The sequence below is a fragment of the Microbacterium daqui genome, from assembly GCF_050408675.1.
Classification (GTDB): Bacteria; Actinomycetota; Actinomycetes; order Actinomycetales; family Microbacteriaceae; genus Microbacterium.
The window spans coordinates 51,521-66,317 of sequence record NZ_JBNTKF010000011.1; the positions used below are offsets into that span (position 1 = coordinate 51,521).

Consider the following 14,797-nt stretch of genomic DNA (forward strand, 5'->3'; position numbering starts at 1 on the left):
CATGAACGCCGTGCTGACCCCCCAAGGCGACACCTGCAGTCCCGTCGCCAGCCACGCCATAGGCGTGGACGCGGCCACTTCGGTCGCGTCGACACTGAAGGCGCTGTCGGATCCGCTCCGTCTTCGGATGCTGTCCGCCATCGCTTCCGACCCTCGCGGGGAGTCGTGCGTCTGCGACCTCGCCGAACTCGCCGACGTCGCGCAGCCCACCGTGTCGCACCACCTGAAGGTGCTCAAGGATGTCGACGTGCTCACGTCGGAGCGCCGTGGAACCTGGGTCTGGTACCGCATCAACCCGAGCCGGCGCAGCGCAGTGACGGCCCTGCTGGAGTCGTTCGCGCCCGCGACGCTCGCACCATGGAGTGCGGCTGACGGCCACGATGAGCCACGGCCAGATTTCGACGTCCGCGTGACTCATCTCGCGGACGAGCTCGCCGCGGAAGTCCCCGAGCTGGATCCCAACGTCGTTCTCACCATCGTCCGTGAGTCGTACACCGCCCTCGCCCGCACCGCACGAGTCACCTCGGCGCTCGTGCCACTGACCGAGCGCTTCGCACGTCAGCGACTCGCCGACCTCACCCGTGACCGCGATACGTCCGTCCCGCAGGTGCTCTTCGTCTGCGTCGCGAACGCCGGACGCTCCCAGCTCGCCGCTGCGCTCGTCAACAAACTGGCGGGCGGCAAGGTCGTCGCGCGCTCGGCAGGGTCCGCGCCCGCGGACGTCATCCATCCGCACGTCCGCTCGATCCTTGCCGAGATCGAAGGTGACCTCGCCGCCGAGCGCTTCCCGAAGCCACTCACCGACGATGCCGTCCGCGCCGCCGACGTCGTCATCACGATGGGCTGCGGCGACGTCTGCCCGATCATCCCCGGCGTTCGATACGACGACTGGGCCGTTGGAGACCCGGCCCTCGCCTCGCGCGACGGGGTCGAAGCCATCCGAGACGACATCGCTGGACGCGTGCGCGCGCTCGTCGACGACCTTGTCCCTTGACCAACCCCTCTCACCAGGAGCCACCATGACTGACACGATCACCAAGCCCTCCGTCCTCTTCGTCTGCGTGCACAACGCCGGACGCTCGCAGATGGCCGCAGGATTCCTGCGCGACATCGCTGGCGACCGCATCGAGGTCCGCTCCGCCGGATCCATGCCCGCAGACCAGATCAACCCGACCGCCGTCGAGGCGATGAGCGAGCTCGGGATTGACATCACCGCCGAGCAGCCCAAGGTGCTCACTACCGAGGCCGTGCAGGCATCCGACGTCGTCATCACGATGGGTTGCGGCGACGCCTGCCCGTTCTTCCCGGGCAAGCGCTACGAGGACTGGAAGCTCGACGACCCGGCCGGCCAGGGCATCGATGCCGTCCGTCCGATCCGCGACGACATCCGTGCGCGCATCGAGCAGCTGGTGAGCGAGCTGGTCTGAATCAGACCGGCGCCTGCCGGGGAGGGGCCGCCGCTTGGCAGCCCCTCCCGCTCTCGCTTCAGGGGGGTCAGTGCCCGGCGCCGAGATTGCCGGTGAGGCGGCCGTGGAAGGCTGCCGCGGTGTCATTCAGACCCTCGATGGTGACCCTTTTTCCGTGGTGTTCGTACTTGGTGACGATCGCATCGAGCGCAGCGACCGTGGAGGCATCCCAGACGTGAGATCGGCTCATGTCGATGACCACGGTTTCGGGGTCCTCGGCGTACTCGAACTGGGTGGTGAGGTCGTTGCTGGAGGCGAAGAACAGCTCGCCGTCGACGGCATAGTGTGCCGTGTTGGTGTCGTCACTGAGGGTGCGGGTGACGCTGACGAAGTGAGCGACACGGCGCGCGAACATGATCATCGCCGCGATGACGCCGAGGATGACGCCAACGGCGAGGTTGTGGGTCCAGACGGTCGCAATGACTGTGATGAGCATCACGGCGGTCTCGCTCTTGGGCATCCGCTTGAGAGTGCCCCAGCGGATGCTGTGCCAGTCGAACGTGGCGATCGAGACGACGACCATGACGGCAACGAGAGCGGCCATGGGGATGATCGCGACGACGTCGCCGAGGGCGAGGATCAGCACAAGAAGGAAGACCCCGGCGAGGAACGTCGAGATGCGGGTGCGCGCACCGGAGGCCTTGACGTTGATCATGGTCTGTCCGATCATCGCGCAACCGCCCATGCCGCCGAACGCTCCCGAGAGGATGTTCGCAGCCCCCTGGCCAAGTGCCTCGCGGGTCTTGCGCGAGTGGGTGTCGGTGATGTCGTCGACGAGCTTCGCTGTCATGAGCGACTCGAGAAGGCCGACGACGGCCATGGCGAGAGCGTAGGGGGCGATGATCTGCAGAGTCTCCAGGTTCAGCGGCACGTTCGGGATGAATAGCTCGGGCAGGCTCTGGGGGAGCTCGCCCTGGTCACCCACGTTTGGGACGTTCCAGGCGAAGACGACGACGGCAGCGGTGAGCAGCACGATCGCGACGAGCGGAGCCGGGACGACCTTCGTGATGCGCGGCATGAGGAACATCACCAGGAGTCCGACTGCCACGAGCGGGTAGACAAGCCAGGGCACGTCGAAGAGCTGCGGAAGTTGGGACGTGAAGATCAGGATCGCCAGGGCGTTCACGAACCCGACCATCACCGATCGCGGGATGAAGCGCATCAGCTTGGCGACGCCGAGGAGGGCGAGGACGATCTGGATGAGCCCGCCGAGAAGAACAGTGGCGATGAAGTAGTCCATGCCATACTCGCGGGCCACCGGCGCGATGACGAGCGCGATCGCGCCGGTCGCCGCGGTGATCATCGCGGGGCGGCCGCCGAGGAACGCGATCGCGACCGCCATGATGAACGACGAGAACAGGCCGACGCGCGGGTCGACACCAGCGATGATCGAGAACGCGATCGCCTCCGGAATCAAGGCGAGTGCGACGACGAGGCCCGCGAGCACTTCACGGGTGAGCAGACGTGGGCTGCGCAGCGCCTGCATGACCGTCGGCTCGATGCGATAGCGCGATGCGCTGTCGCGTGTAGGGGTAACGGCAGTCAAAAGGCACTCCTTGGGCATGGCTCTTGAAACGAGCTTCGAGGGCGCGTGGCGAAGCGCAGGCGTCGAGCGTTTCGGCAGGGAAGAATGGGAATCAAGAGATGGTTCCAAACAGACTCTAACGTAACGTGAGGTTTGAGGACGAATCAGAAGGAAGAAGCCCGTGACAGACGAACAAGCGCTACGCATCGGCGAGGTCGCTGAGAGCACTTCGCTGTCCCTCCGGACGCTGCGCCACTACGAGGACATCGGACTCGTGATCCCCTCCGCCCGCACGGAGGGAGGATTCCGGCTCTACGGCGCGGAGGACATCGCGCGCCTTATGATCGTCCGCCGGATGAAGCCGCTGGGATACTCGCTCGAGGAGATGCGCGCCCTACTGGACGTCGTCGACGCGCTCCGCCGCACCCCTGGCGACCCGCAATTGCGCACCGAACTCGAAGCCATCCTCGACGAAGCCCGATCTCGACGGGAGCGACTGGCCACCCAGGTCGCCATGGCAGACGAGTTTCTCGCGCAACTCGACGGCGTCTGAGACGCTCAGCGCAGCTCCTCGCTAGCATCCCCGGGCCTTTCAGCTGCGACGCGATCCCCAGAAGCACTATGTCGGCCCGGCGTGATTTGATAGCGAGATGGACCGTCAAGGTGAGGCTTTACGCATCTCTGAGGAGTTTCTCGGAGACATCGAGCTTGCTCGCCTGAAAGCGTCAGAGATAGTGCTGAAGGCGAGCCGCCTGGCGAGATTGGTCGGACGCGACGACCTTACCGAGTTCCTGACCTATGAGCGTGGGGGATATCCCAAGGGCAGTGACGCGGCAAAGTGGATCGATCGGTCTGGAAGATGGGCAGCGAAGGACGAGAATAAGTACTACCCGCAGTCGATCGCAAAAGTGGAAGCGAGCCTTCAGGCAGCTGAGACGGCCATCGAGGCCATGCGTGGTGGGGGAAACTACTCGGGCGACATGATATTGCCAGCGTCGCGTGATCACGACAGCCGAATCGCTGGGCAAGCGCAGGCCGCGGGGATTTGGTTGGGGATATCCGGTCAGGTAGTCGCCGTCATCTATGACCTGGTTGCAGAGATATACCACGAGTTGCTGTTCAGCGAACTCCAGGCGTCGCTCTTCGCGGACATCCAATCAGTCATTGACGGAACCTTGGCCGAAGCGAGCGGAACTGCCCTCGCCAAGATCGAGCGGGTTTCGGAACGACTGAGAGACGGAGACCCGGAGTCTGTCAGTCAGGCGCTTACTACGTGTCGCCGACTGATAGATTCCTGCACTGACTCCGTCTTCCCGGCCCGGACAGAGCAGTACCCGATCAGCGATGACGTAGCCCTGTCCGTCGGACAACAGAACGTTCTGAATCGGCTGCAGGCTCACATCCACACGCTGGGAGTAGCTCAGGGACGCCGGGATCGGCTTAGACGGACTCTGGCTGACCTCTACAGTCGATGCTCAGCCGGAACCCATGCGGACGTGTCGGTGAACGAGGCTCGCTATATTTTCATTCAGGTCTATATTGCGTTGGGTGAGATCCTGTCCCTCAGTCATGATCCGCGAAAGCCTCAATGATCGCAGGGGTACAAGTGCGGGATCTGACGGCTTCATGACGCCATGTCCACGATGACCTTCCGCCAGGGCGGCGTTGCGCCAGCGTGCTACGAGTCTCCTCCGAGGGCGAGGCCGATCATCGCCGAGGTTGGGGCGCGCTCGGCGTCGGTGACCGCTGGGCTGACATCGCGGTCGCCAGCATGAGCACCGTGTGGAACTACGGCCCCGGGTACGAAGACCTCCTCATCGAGGCATACGGACTCACCCCCGACCGCGACCGCCTCGCCTACTACCGCGAGCTCTGGGACGCGACGTAGAAACCTGACGTGACAGTTGAGGCGGGCGCGAGTGGATGGCGAGCTAAGCCGCGATCGTGAAGACGAAGTTCCAGGCACCGGTTGCCACGGCAACGCCCACGGCAGTGCCGGAGATCGCGAGGCACACCAGAATCAGGAGCGCATCACGGCGGTCAAACGTCGCCACGCGAGCGTGCGTGCGGCGAATGCCGGGCACCCCGAATCCGCGCGCTTCCATCGCCGTCGACAGCGTGGTTCCGCGCCTAATCGCCAACACGAACAGCGCAAACGCGGCCCCGAAAAACCGGCGAACTCGGCCGTGGTCGGCGACACCGCGCGCACGACGCGCCAAAGCCAGCGAACGCGCATCGTTCGTCAACAACCCGAGCAGGCGCATCGCGGCGAGAGCGCCCATCACGAACCGTGGCGAGAAATGCAGCCGCTGAATCAGACCATCGGCGAGGTCGGTCGGGTCAATCGACGCGAACAGCGCGATCGAGGGCAGACCCACAGCAAACAGACGCAGTGCCGATGCCAGCGCGAGCTCGAGGGATCCCTCCGACACCCGCATCACGCCCCACTCGAACAGGATCTCCCCCCTCGCGACGCCGTACAGCGACACCGTGACGAAAACGGATGGTGCACCAATCCAAATCGGCAGCGTGCGGAGGAAGAACTCGCGAGGCGTCAACCCCGACGTCAGGATGATGCCGAGCCCCAGCGCCAGCGCGACCGCCGCCGACACCAGGTCAACCGACAACACCAACGGCACCGACAGGGCGAGCGCGCCGCCCAGTTTCGCAAGCGCGCTGCGCGACACAATCGGCCCGGTGCGGGTGCGCGGCGAATCGAGAATCACACTCATCGCTCCACCACCAACCTCACCCTGGCGTCATCCAGCACGGCTGGCTGCCCAGCACCAACAAACGCCCCACTCATGCGCCCACCACAAACTTTCGTGCGTGCAGCGCCCGCGGCACCTCATCGTCGTGCGTCACGACGACCAACGCGTGCCCGGCATCGCGCAACTCAGCCATCAGCCCGACGAGCTCGGCCCACGTCACGGCGTCTTGCCCGAACGTCGGCTCATCAAGCACCAGCACACGTGGCCGGGTCGCCAGCATCGCACCGACCGTCAGTCGACGCTGTTCGCCACCCGATAGTGTGTACGGGTTCGCACCCGCCACGTGCGCCAGTCGCAGCCGCTCGAGCAACTCATCGACGCGCGCCGACACTTCGTCTTCGCCCATCCCGAGCGCCCGCGGCCCGACGGCAATCTCATCCCGCACTGTGCGCGCAATGAGCTGATGCTCCGGCTCTTGCAACACGGTTCCGATGCGCGTCAACAACTGTCGTGAGGTCCACCGAAACGGATCCTGCTGCGCCATGCCCGCAAGCTCTGCGCTCGCGCGAACGGAACCAGAGTGTGCGGGAATGAGGCCGGCAAGCGTGAGGCCGAGGGTTGATTTTCCGGCACCGTTCGGCCCGACGATTCCGATCACTTCGCCAGCATGCACCGACAAATCGAAGGGCCCGGCAACGGGGTGCTTCTTCACCCGGGCAACCTGCAATTCCGATGCCTCGAGCAACAGCGAGCCGGGAGAAGCAGCAGGAGCACCGCGCGCCACCGGCGGATGCCCAGGCACCCACACTCCGGCGGCGGCGAGCTCAGCGCCGCGCTCGTGCAACACCATGGCAGGTGTTCCGTCAGCCACAACACCGTCGGGGCCGAGCACGATCACCCGCGTCACAATGTCGAGCCACACGTCGGTGCGGTGCTCGACGATCACGAGTGTCGCACCGGTGCGTTCCACCGTTCGCAACACCGCATCACGCACTTCGCGCACACCGGCCGGGTCGAGATTCGCCGTCGGCTCATCGAGCAAAATCGCGCCCGGCTGCATCGCCAGCACCCCAGCCAACGCGAGCCGCTGCTTCTGGCCGCCCGATAGCGCCGCCGTCGAGCGATCGTGGTCAACGTCGAGGCCCACGGCGTCGAGTGCGGCATCGACGCGACCGACCATCTCATCATGAGGAACGCCGAGGTTCTCCATGCCAAACGCGACATCGTCGCCAACGCGCGAGAGCACTGCCTGCGTGTCGGGGTCTTGCAGCACGAGTCCGACGCGACCCCGCTGGGATGCAACGGGCGCACCGTCGACGGTCATGGTTCCGAGCGCTTCGCCCTCATCGTCAGCGAGCACCCCCGCAAACGCATGCAAAAGCGTCGACTTACCCGAGCCACTCGCACCCAGCAGCAACACGCGTTCGCCGGGTTCAATCGTGAACGTGGCGTTTGTCACCGCCCACTTTTGGCGGGTAGCGTATCGCCACGCCCACGAGTGCGCGTCAAGCTGAACAGCCATTAGACGCGCTGTGAAACCTCACGCCCGGCAGCGAACCGGCTGAGCGCACCGGCCTTCGCGAGGCCCTTCATGATGAACCACGAGCCGAGGCCAGCGATGATCGCACCGGAGATCGTGGTTGACGTGATGTAAGTCACCGCGAACGCGGTGTCGTTGGCGCCGTACCAAAGGAAGCGGTCCAAGATTCCGGCGCCGAGGCCCGCAGCAGCACCGGCCAGGATCGCGATCGGCAGCTTGTAGACGCGGTACAGCACGATAAGGAAGACCAGCTCAGCCCCGAGGCCCTGAACGAGGCCCGAAACCAGCGTGAGCGCCTGCCACTGGTTACCGGCGAGCGCTGAAATCGACGCGGCCACCATTTCGGCGAACAGTGCCGCACCGGGCTTGCGCACGATGAGTCCGGCGAGCACGCCGGCGATGAGCCACGGGCCAGCAAGCAGACCCTGCAGGCCCGGCAGAATCGGCTTCAGCAGGCCAGACGGAACCTCGTACGCGAAGTTCCAGACGATGAAAAGCACGGCACACGCGACGGCGATGATGCTCGCCATGACGATGTCGACAACGCGCCACTTCCACACCGAAGCGGTGAGGGCGCGGTCTTCCGCAGACAAAAGGGCAGACGAGTGCATTTTGTTTCCTTCCTTCGCTGGCATTATCCAGATCAGGTTTGACGGTCGAAGCGTTCTCGCTTCCTCTCAGCCCGGTGCACACCGAACTCCCGTGGGTATGACCCGAGTATAGTCACGAACTGAGATTCACAGCGCGGCAGGGTAAATTGGGCGGGTGACTCAACTCGCCGATGCTGACGCACCCGAACAGCACCTTGCCGCTGACAAGCCGGTGCTGCCGTGGGTAACCGCCGAGTGGCTGACGAGCCGTCGCACCGAGGCTTTCCCGGAGCCCGGTTCGCTTGACCTGCTGCAAGACCAGCCACGGGGGCGTGGGCTCGGTCGCGTCATCATTCCGGCGGTTGTCCTCGCGAGCCTTGCCGCCAGCTACGTCGGAGCGACGTTGCTGTTTCCGCTCACGAATTTGGCGCCCACGGTCACCAAGACCCCGGTTTCGGTGACCGCCGCAGCACCCGCGCTCCCCTCGTGGCCCATCGAAGGTTCCGCCGGCGTCGGCGTGCAGCGCATTGGCAGCGTCTCGAGCACATTCGAGCAAGAATCCATGGCGAGCATCACCAAGGTGATCACCGCGATGGTCATTCTCGAGGCACTCCCGCTGAACCCCGGCGAACAGGGCCCGGAGTATTACTTCACGCAGTACGACAGCAACCTGTACTGGGATTATTTGCGCAACAACGAGTCCGCGCTCGACGTTCCGATCGACGGTACGCTCACCGAATATCAGCTGTTGCAGGGCATCCTGATGGGCTCCGCTGGCAACTACACCGACTTCCTCGCCGAGCAGATTTGGAACAGCGACGAAGAATATGCCGCTGCGGCTATGGAATGGTTGAACCGCAACGGCATCACCGGAATCACGGTCGTTGAGCCCACCGGAATCAACCCCGACAACGCTGCCATTCCGGGTTCTCTCTCCCGCCTCGCCGAAGTTGCGCTGCAGCACCCGGTGTTTGCGGAAATCGTCGCGACGCCGGTTGCCGAGATTCCCGGCAACGCCGAGCCCGTCGCGAACACCAATGACTTGCTCGCCGACGCGGGCGTCATTGGCGTCAAAACCGGCTCGCTCGAAGGCTTCAACCTGTTGACGGCGAAAGACGTCACGATCGACGGAACCACGGTGCGGTTGACAGCGTCGGTCATCAACCAGGCAGATCCGCAGACCCGTGACGCCGAGTCACGACGCCTCCTCGCAGATCTCGAAGTCGCGCTCGCACCGACCAACGCCGTGCCTGGCGGCACCGCCGTCGGCAACGTCGCAACGGTCTGGGGAGCACAGGCTGAGCTGCGCACCGCGACCGATTCCACGCTCATCCTGTGGAACGGCGCAACCGGAACCACCGCCTCCACCCTCGAACTCGGCGACGAGTGGAAGAAGGGTGAAAAGGCCGGTTCGGTCACCGTCACCGGCCCACTCAACGAGCGCGTCGTCGACGTTGTACTCGCCTCCGACCTGCCCGGGCCGTCGGCCTGGTGGCGCCTCACGCACCCGCTCGAACTCTGGGGCCTGGTTTAGACCCCGAGCTCTGAGCGAGCGCTAGAGCGCGCCGTTCAGCAGGCCATCGCGGTTGGCTGCGTACAGTCCTTCACGCCAGCTCGTGATGCCGGTCACCGTGATCGACGCGACGCCAGCCTCATCGCGCTCGACGCGCATCACTTCACCCGCGTCGGCAAAGCCGTCCTCGGGCACCGAACGCAGTGCGCCATCGTCATCGGGGTGCATGATCGTCATCACACCGGCCGGGTCAACCGCCGCGGGCGAGAGCTGCAGCGCAACACCCGGGAGAGCGACAACGGCCGTCGCGCCCCACAGCGCCCAGAAGGTTCCGTTGACGTCCGACACATCATCGCTCTCAGCGCGAGCAACTTCGTGAGCGGCTTCGTCCAGCAGACGAATGATCGCGGTCGCCCAGTCGCTCGCCTTGCCATCAATGCGGTTCGTCAGCACGCTGACCGCGAGGCCCGTCTTCGGGTCACCCCACGTCTGCGTGATGTGACCGGGGAAGCCGCCCGAGTGCCCGATGACGTGGCGCTTACCGATTGCACGCTGAATCCAGCCAAGGCCGTAGAAACGTGTGAGACCGTTCTTGGTGATCGTAGATTCCTTGCGCTGCATAAGCCGTTTGGAGTCATCGTTCAAGAACAGGTCGGTGCCGAGAGCGTGCGCGCTCAGCCAGGCCGAAATGGTCTCGGCGTTGGCCCAGAACCCGGTGGCCGATGCCTGCGCCCGGGTGTCGACCGGAGCGACGACGGGCGACACAGTTTCGGCGTCGCCATCACGCCAGTAGCCCAGCGGTGCCGCGTGACCCGAGACGATTTCGACGTCAGCACCAGCACCCAGGTCGGGGCCCAGCGTCGCGGGCGCACCCATGAATTCGGAGAGCACCGGAACCACGTCGAGAGCAACGTCGTTGAAGTCGCGCTTCGTGGCGGCTTCGATAATGAGCCCGAGCAGGCTGTACGCCAGGTTCGAGTAGTGGAAGTGCGTGTTCGCGGGGTAGACGCTGTCGTGCTGCAGCTCGGCGATCAGTTCATTCCGATTCGGGAATAGCTTCGTCCGCTGCCACCAGTTCGCGTCAACGCCGTCGCGCTCAACACCGGCCTGGTGGCCGAGCAGCGCACGCACGGTTCGTGATGCGACCGGAGCGTCGGCGAGTTCGGGAATGAGTGAACCAACCGTGGCGTCGAGGCTCAGCTCGCCGCGCTCGACGAGCTGCATGATGAGCGTCGCCGTGAACGTCTTCGAGTGCGACGCAATGCGGAACGCGTGCTGCGTCGTGACGGGTTCGCGCGTTGCGGTGTCGGTCACCCCCGATGCGTAGGAGAACAGCACGTCCTTACCGAGCCGCACCGCGACCTGCACGGCCGGCACACCGCTCATCACCCGCTGGGTGTCAATCCATTCGCGAAGGAAGGGCTCAAGGCGGGGAAGAACGGCAACAACGGCGTCATCAGTGCGGGTCATGGATTTAGCCAATCACATAACCGCTGCTGCGATTGACGGGGTTCGCCGGTTCCACGTGAAACGTCCCGCCCAGGAGAACCCGGGCGGGACGTTTCAGATGACGCGCTTACGCCTCGGCGTTACCGGACGGCTCGGAAGCCTCCGGAGCTGCCTCAGCGACAACCTCGACCGACTCGGTCGGGTTTGCCGACTGCGCCATTTGCTCTTCCGCGGTCTCCGCGTCGACAGCCTGTTCGAACTGCGACTGGTACAGGCGCCAGTAGGCACCGTGCTGCGCGATGAGCGTTTCGTGGTTGCCCTGCTCGACAATGTCACCAGACTCCATCACGAGGATGAGGTCGGCGTCACGAATCGTCGACAGTCGGTGCGCGATAACGAACGACGTGCGACCTTCTCGCAACGCAGCCATGGCGTGCTGCAGCAGCAGCTCGGTGCGGGTGTCAACGGAGCTCGTCGCCTCATCGAGGATGAGCACGGTCGGCTGCGCCACGAAGGCGCGGGCGATCGTGATGAGCTGGCGTTCACCGGCCGAGACGTTGGAGGCGTCTTCGTCTAGCACCGTGTCATAGCCGTCGGGCAACGAGTGCACGAACTTGTCGACACGGGTCGCGACAGCAGCCTCGACGATCTCAGCATCGGTGGCCGATTCGCGACCGTAGCGGATGTTCTCGCGAATGGTTCCGGAGAACAGCCACGGGTCTTGCAACACCATGCCGGTGCGCGAGCGCACATCGTCACGCGTGAGCTTCGCGATGTCTTGGCCATCGAGCAGAATGCGTCCGCCGTCAAGCTCGTAGAAGCGCATCAGCAAGTTCACAAGCGTCGTCTTACCGGCACCCGTCGGGCCCACAATCGCGACCGTCTGGCCCGGCTCCACCCGGAACGACAGGTTCTTGATGAGCGGGCGGTCCGGCGTGTACGCGAACGCCACGTTCTCGAACTCGATGACGCCGGCACCTTCAACGAGGGCCGGAGCATCAGCAGCGTCAGGCTCCTGCTCTTCAGCATCAAGCAGTTCGAACACACGCTCAGCCGAGGCGGTACCCGACTGCACGACCGTGGCCATGCCGCCGAGCTGCGAAAGCGGCTGGGTGAACATCTGCTCGTACTGCAGGAACGACTGCACGTTACCGATGTTGAGGTTACCGGCGGCCACCTGCAGCGCACCGACAACAGCGATGCCGACGTAAGTGAGGCTACCGATGAACGTCATCGCGGGCATCATGATGCCGGAGAGGAACTGCGCACGGAAGCTGGCCTGGTAGAGCTCTTCGTTCTCTGCCTGGAATGCGGCAATCTGTGCCTGCTCGCGGCCGAACACCTTGACCAGTGCGTGACCCGAGAACGACTCCTCAACGCGAGCGTTGAGGGCACCAACCTTGCCCCACTGCGCCTTGAAGGCCTTCTGCGAACGCGGCCCGATGATGCCAAACACGACTGCCATGAGCGGCAACGACACGAGTGCAACGAGAGCCAGGAGCCACGAAATCGAGAACATCATGATGAGCACGCCGACCACGGTGAGCAGCGAGGTAATCGCGCTCGAGAGTGCCTGCTGCATCGTCTGCGTGATGTTGTCGACGTCGTTAGTGACGCGGGAGATCAGCTGACCGCGCTGCACCTTGTCGAAGTACGACAGCGGCAGACGGTTGATCTTCTCTTCGATCTGCGCGCGCAGGCGGAACATGGCCTTCACCATCACGATGTTGACGACGTAGCCCTGCACCCACCCCAGGATGGCCGAGAACACGTACAGCGCCATCACGAACACGATGGTTTCGCGCAGCTTCGTGAAGTCAATGCCGGCACCCGGGTCGAAGTCGTTCATCTTCGCAATGGTGTTTGCGAACTCCTGCTGACCCGCGGCCCGCAGCATCTCAACGAACTGCTCCTGCGTGGTTCCGGCCGGCACTTGCGACCCCAACTGCGTGTTGAGGAAGCCTTCGAACACCACGTTCGTGGCGTTACCGAGAACCGTCGGTGCCCACACCGAGAGCACGACACCAATGGCACCCAGTAGGGAGACGAAAATGAACGCCCACTTGTAGGGCGCCAGCACGCCAATCATGCGCTTGAAGCTCGGCCAGAAGTTCTTGGCCTTGCCGCCCTGCGCCCACTCGCCAGACTGCATGGCGAGTTCCATTTGCTTCGCGTTTTCTTCTTCTTCTGCCGCCGCTACCTCAGCGTCAGACAGTGCGTTCACGTTGCTCATGCGTCCACCCCCAGCTGCGATTCGACGATTTCGCGGTACGTCTCGTTCGTGGCCGACAGCTCGGCGTGCGTACCCGCACCCACGACCTGGCCGTCTTCGAGCACGATGATGCGATCGGCTTCGGTGATGGTCGACACACGCTGTGCGACGACGATCTTGGTGACGTTGGGGAGTTCAGCCCACAGTGCCTGACGCAGTTTCGCGTCAGTGGTCACATCAAGCGCGGAGAACGAGTCGTCGAAGATCAGGATCTCCGGCTGGCGCACCAGCGCACGCGCAATCGCGAGGCGCTGTCGCTGACCACCCGAAACGTTGGTACCGCCCTGGGCAATCGGAGACTCCAGACCCTGAGGCATTTCAGCGACAAAGTCCTTACCCTGCGCGATCTCGAGCGCCCGCCACAAGTCGTCGTCTGTGGCGTCTTCACGACCAAAGCGCAGGTTGGAGGCAATGGTTCCGCTGAACAGGAACGACTTCTGCGGAACCAGACCAAGCTGCGCCCAGAGGCTCTCCGGGTCAGCTTCGCGCACGTCGACGCCACCGACCAGCACACGGCCGCCCGTGACATCGAACAGTCGCGGCAACAGCGAAATGAGCGTCGTCTTGCCGGAACCGGTGGAACCAACAATCGCGACAGTCTCGCCAGCACGGGCTTCAAATGACACGTTGTGCACGACCGGCGCCTCAGCACCGGGGTACTGGAAGGTCACGTCATCAAAGCGCACGACGCCGCGCTCCGGGAACTCCGTCACCGGGTTCGCAGGCGGAGCCAGGGTCGACGGCTGGTCGAGCACTTCGCCGATACGGTCGGCCGAGACGGCTGCGCGCGGAATCATCATCGTCATGAAGCTCGCCATCAGCACACCCATCAGGATGAGGCCGATGTACTGCATGAACGCGAAGATCGTGCCGAAGCTGGTGTTGCCGTTGTTGACCTCGATGCCGCCAAACCAGACGACACCGACGATCGTGACGTTGAGCACGAGCATCGCGACCGGGAACAGCACGACGAACAGCGAACCGATCCAGCGACCGATCTTGAGAATGCCGTCGTTCGCTTCGCGGAATCGCTCTTCTTCAATGCGCTCGCGCACGAAGGCTCGCACGACACGCACACCGGTCAGTTGCTCACGCAACACGAGGTTCACGGCGTCAAGCTTGCCCTGGTACTTGCGGAATGCCGGAACCATGCGGCTGATGATGAAGAGCGCGAAAACGAGCAGAATCGGCACGGCGACGGCGATGAGCCACGACAGCCCCACGTCTTGGCGCAGTGCCATGATGATGCCGCCGATGGCCATGAGTGGCGCCTGCACGAGCATCGTCGCGCCCATCATGGCGAGCATCTGTACCTGCTGCACGTCGTTCGTGTTGCGGGTAATCAGCGAGCCCGCGCCGAAGTGCGAAATCTCGCGCTCGGAGAAGTCGCTCACGCGTGCATAGACGTCACCACGGATGTCTCGTCCGGCGGACATGGCTGCGCGCGCAGCGAAGAACGTGGCGATGATGGACGCCACGATCTGACCGAACGCGATGGCGAGCATGAAGCCACCACGCGTCCAGATGTAGTTCGTGTCACCCTTGGCGACGCCCTCGTTGATGATGTCGGCGTTGAGGTTGGGAAGGTACAACATTGCCAATACCGCGGCGGCTTGAAAAACGAGCACGGCGATGAGCCAGCCCCGGTATGGTTTCATGTACCTGACGAGGAGTTTTAGCAGCAAAATATCTCCGATTCAGGATTGCCTTTTCTGCCGGTGGGCAGAAAAG

At 64.1% G+C, this 14,797-nt stretch carries 12 protein-coding genes, 1 pseudogene and 1 riboswitch; of the genes and pseudogenes, 6 read left to right on the top strand and 7 right to left on the bottom strand.

What is annotated here, in order from left to right; translation table 11 throughout:
• Position 1: 1 nt before the first annotated feature.
• Both ACQUSY_RS08455 and ACQUSY_RS08460 read left to right on the top strand, forming a co-directional pair.
• Positions 2–994, top strand: coding sequence for a metalloregulator ArsR/SmtB family transcription factor (locus ACQUSY_RS08455; RefSeq protein ID WP_428904050.1), 993 nt, complete (start codon positions 2–4; stop codon positions 992–994).
• Between the two features lie 25 nt (positions 995–1,019).
• Positions 1,020–1,427, top strand: coding sequence for an arsenate reductase ArsC (locus tag ACQUSY_RS08460; protein ID WP_404435975.1), 408 nt, complete (start codon positions 1,020–1,022; stop codon positions 1,425–1,427).
• A 67-nt stretch (positions 1,428–1,494) separates the two neighbouring features.
• Here ACQUSY_RS08460 and ACQUSY_RS08465 read toward each other — a convergent pair whose 3' ends face one another.
• Positions 1,495–2,952, bottom strand: a complete 1,458-nt coding sequence (locus ACQUSY_RS08465) for a SulP family inorganic anion transporter (protein ID WP_428904077.1) — start codon at positions 2,950–2,952, stop codon at positions 1,495–1,497.
• A gap of 220 nt (positions 2,953–3,172) precedes the next feature.
• Between ACQUSY_RS08465 and ACQUSY_RS08470 the strand changes: the two genes are divergently transcribed.
• The 3 genes and pseudogenes from ACQUSY_RS08470 to ACQUSY_RS08480 form a co-directional block, all read left to right on the top strand.
• Positions 3,173–3,544 carry a MerR family transcriptional regulator gene (locus ACQUSY_RS08470; protein ID WP_428904051.1) on the top strand — a complete coding sequence of 124 codons (372 nt, stop codon included), beginning with the start codon at positions 3,173–3,175 and terminating at the stop codon, positions 3,542–3,544.
• 97 nt (positions 3,545–3,641) lie between these two features.
• Entirely contained in the window at positions 3,642–4,583 is a 942-nt protein-coding gene (locus tag ACQUSY_RS08475) for an AbiTii domain-containing protein (RefSeq protein WP_428904052.1), read from the top strand.
• Positions 4,584–4,714: 131 nt separating this feature from the next.
• A pseudogene (locus tag ACQUSY_RS08480) lies at positions 4,715–4,879 on the top strand (aminoglycoside 3'-phosphotransferase); the annotation flags it as partial.
• A 43-nt stretch (positions 4,880–4,922) separates the two neighbouring features.
• Here ACQUSY_RS08480 and ACQUSY_RS08485 read toward each other — a convergent pair.
• From ACQUSY_RS08485 to ACQUSY_RS08495, 3 genes are all read right to left on the bottom strand, one after another.
• Positions 4,923–5,723: an energy-coupling factor transporter transmembrane component T family protein gene (locus tag ACQUSY_RS08485; protein WP_428904053.1), complete on the bottom strand. Its 801-nt coding sequence runs from the start codon at positions 5,721–5,723 to the stop codon at positions 4,923–4,925.
• Positions 5,724–5,793: 70 nt separating this feature from the next.
• On the bottom strand, positions 5,794–7,224 hold the full coding sequence (locus ACQUSY_RS08490) for an ABC transporter ATP-binding protein (RefSeq protein WP_428904054.1): 1,431 nt from the start codon (positions 7,222–7,224) through the stop codon (positions 5,794–5,796).
• Positions 7,224–7,853, bottom strand: coding sequence for an ECF transporter S component (locus ACQUSY_RS08495; RefSeq protein ID WP_428904055.1), 630 nt, complete (start codon positions 7,851–7,853; stop codon positions 7,224–7,226). Before ACQUSY_RS08495 ends, ACQUSY_RS08490 begins: the two co-directional genes overlap by 1 nt.
• Positions 7,846–7,956: riboswitch (TPP riboswitch) on the bottom strand. It overlaps the preceding gene by 8 nt.
• A 51-nt stretch (positions 7,957–8,007) precedes the next feature.
• Between ACQUSY_RS08495 and ACQUSY_RS08500 the strand changes: the two genes are divergently transcribed.
• On the top strand, positions 8,008–9,366 hold the full coding sequence (locus ACQUSY_RS08500) for a D-alanyl-D-alanine carboxypeptidase family protein (protein ID WP_428904056.1): 1,359 nt from the start codon (positions 8,008–8,010) through the stop codon (positions 9,364–9,366).
• A 21-nt stretch (positions 9,367–9,387) separates the two neighbouring features.
• Here ACQUSY_RS08500 and ACQUSY_RS08505 read toward each other — a convergent pair whose 3' ends face one another.
• The 3 genes from ACQUSY_RS08505 to ACQUSY_RS08515 all read right to left on the bottom strand — a co-directional run bounded on the left by ACQUSY_RS08505 (position 9,388) and on the right by ACQUSY_RS08515 (position 14,751).
• Positions 9,388–10,815, bottom strand: coding sequence for a serine hydrolase domain-containing protein (locus ACQUSY_RS08505; RefSeq protein ID WP_428904057.1), 1,428 nt, complete (start codon positions 10,813–10,815; stop codon positions 9,388–9,390).
• A gap of 106 nt (positions 10,816–10,921) precedes the next feature.
• Positions 10,922–13,027 carry an ABC transporter ATP-binding protein gene (locus ACQUSY_RS08510; protein WP_428904058.1) on the bottom strand — a complete coding sequence of 702 codons (2,106 nt, stop codon included), beginning with the start codon at positions 13,025–13,027 and terminating at the stop codon, positions 10,922–10,924.
• Positions 13,024–14,751 (bottom strand): ABC transporter ATP-binding protein, encoded by a 1,728-nt coding sequence (locus ACQUSY_RS08515; RefSeq protein ID WP_428904059.1) that lies wholly within the window; start codon positions 14,749–14,751, stop codon positions 13,024–13,026. Before ACQUSY_RS08515 ends, ACQUSY_RS08510 begins: the two co-directional genes overlap by 4 nt.
• Between the last annotated feature and the right edge of the window lie 46 nt (positions 14,752–14,797).

Excerpts from the sequence above, each read along its gene's own strand:
- ACQUSY_RS08485 (WP_428904053.1), bottom strand. The coding sequence starts at position 5,723 with ATGAGTGTGATTCTCGATTCGCCGCGCACCCGCACCGGGCCGATTGTG.
- ACQUSY_RS08475 (WP_428904052.1), top strand. The coding sequence starts at position 3,642 with ATGGACCGTCAAGGTGAGGCTTTACGCATCTCTGAGGAGTTTCTCGGA.
- ACQUSY_RS08460 (WP_404435975.1), top strand. The coding sequence starts at position 1,020 with ATGACTGACACGATCACCAAGCCCTCCGTCCTCTTCGTCTGCGTGCAC.
- ACQUSY_RS08455 (WP_428904050.1), top strand. The coding sequence starts at position 2 with ATGAACGCCGTGCTGACCCCCCAAGGCGACACCTGCAGTCCCGTCGCC.
- ACQUSY_RS08490 (WP_428904054.1), bottom strand. The coding sequence starts at position 7,224 with ATGGCTGTTCAGCTTGACGCGCACTCGTGGGCGTGGCGATACGCTACC.
- ACQUSY_RS08495 (WP_428904055.1), bottom strand. The coding sequence starts at position 7,853 with ATGCACTCGTCTGCCCTTTTGTCTGCGGAAGACCGCGCCCTCACCGCT.
- ACQUSY_RS08465 (WP_428904077.1), bottom strand. The coding sequence starts at position 2,952 with ATGCAGGCGCTGCGCAGCCCACGTCTGCTCACCCGTGAAGTGCTCGCG.
- ACQUSY_RS08510 (WP_428904058.1), bottom strand. The coding sequence starts at position 13,027 with ATGAGCAACGTGAACGCACTGTCTGACGCTGAGGTAGCGGCGGCAGAA.
- ACQUSY_RS08505 (WP_428904057.1), bottom strand. The coding sequence starts at position 10,815 with ATGACCCGCACTGATGACGCCGTTGTTGCCGTTCTTCCCCGCCTTGAG.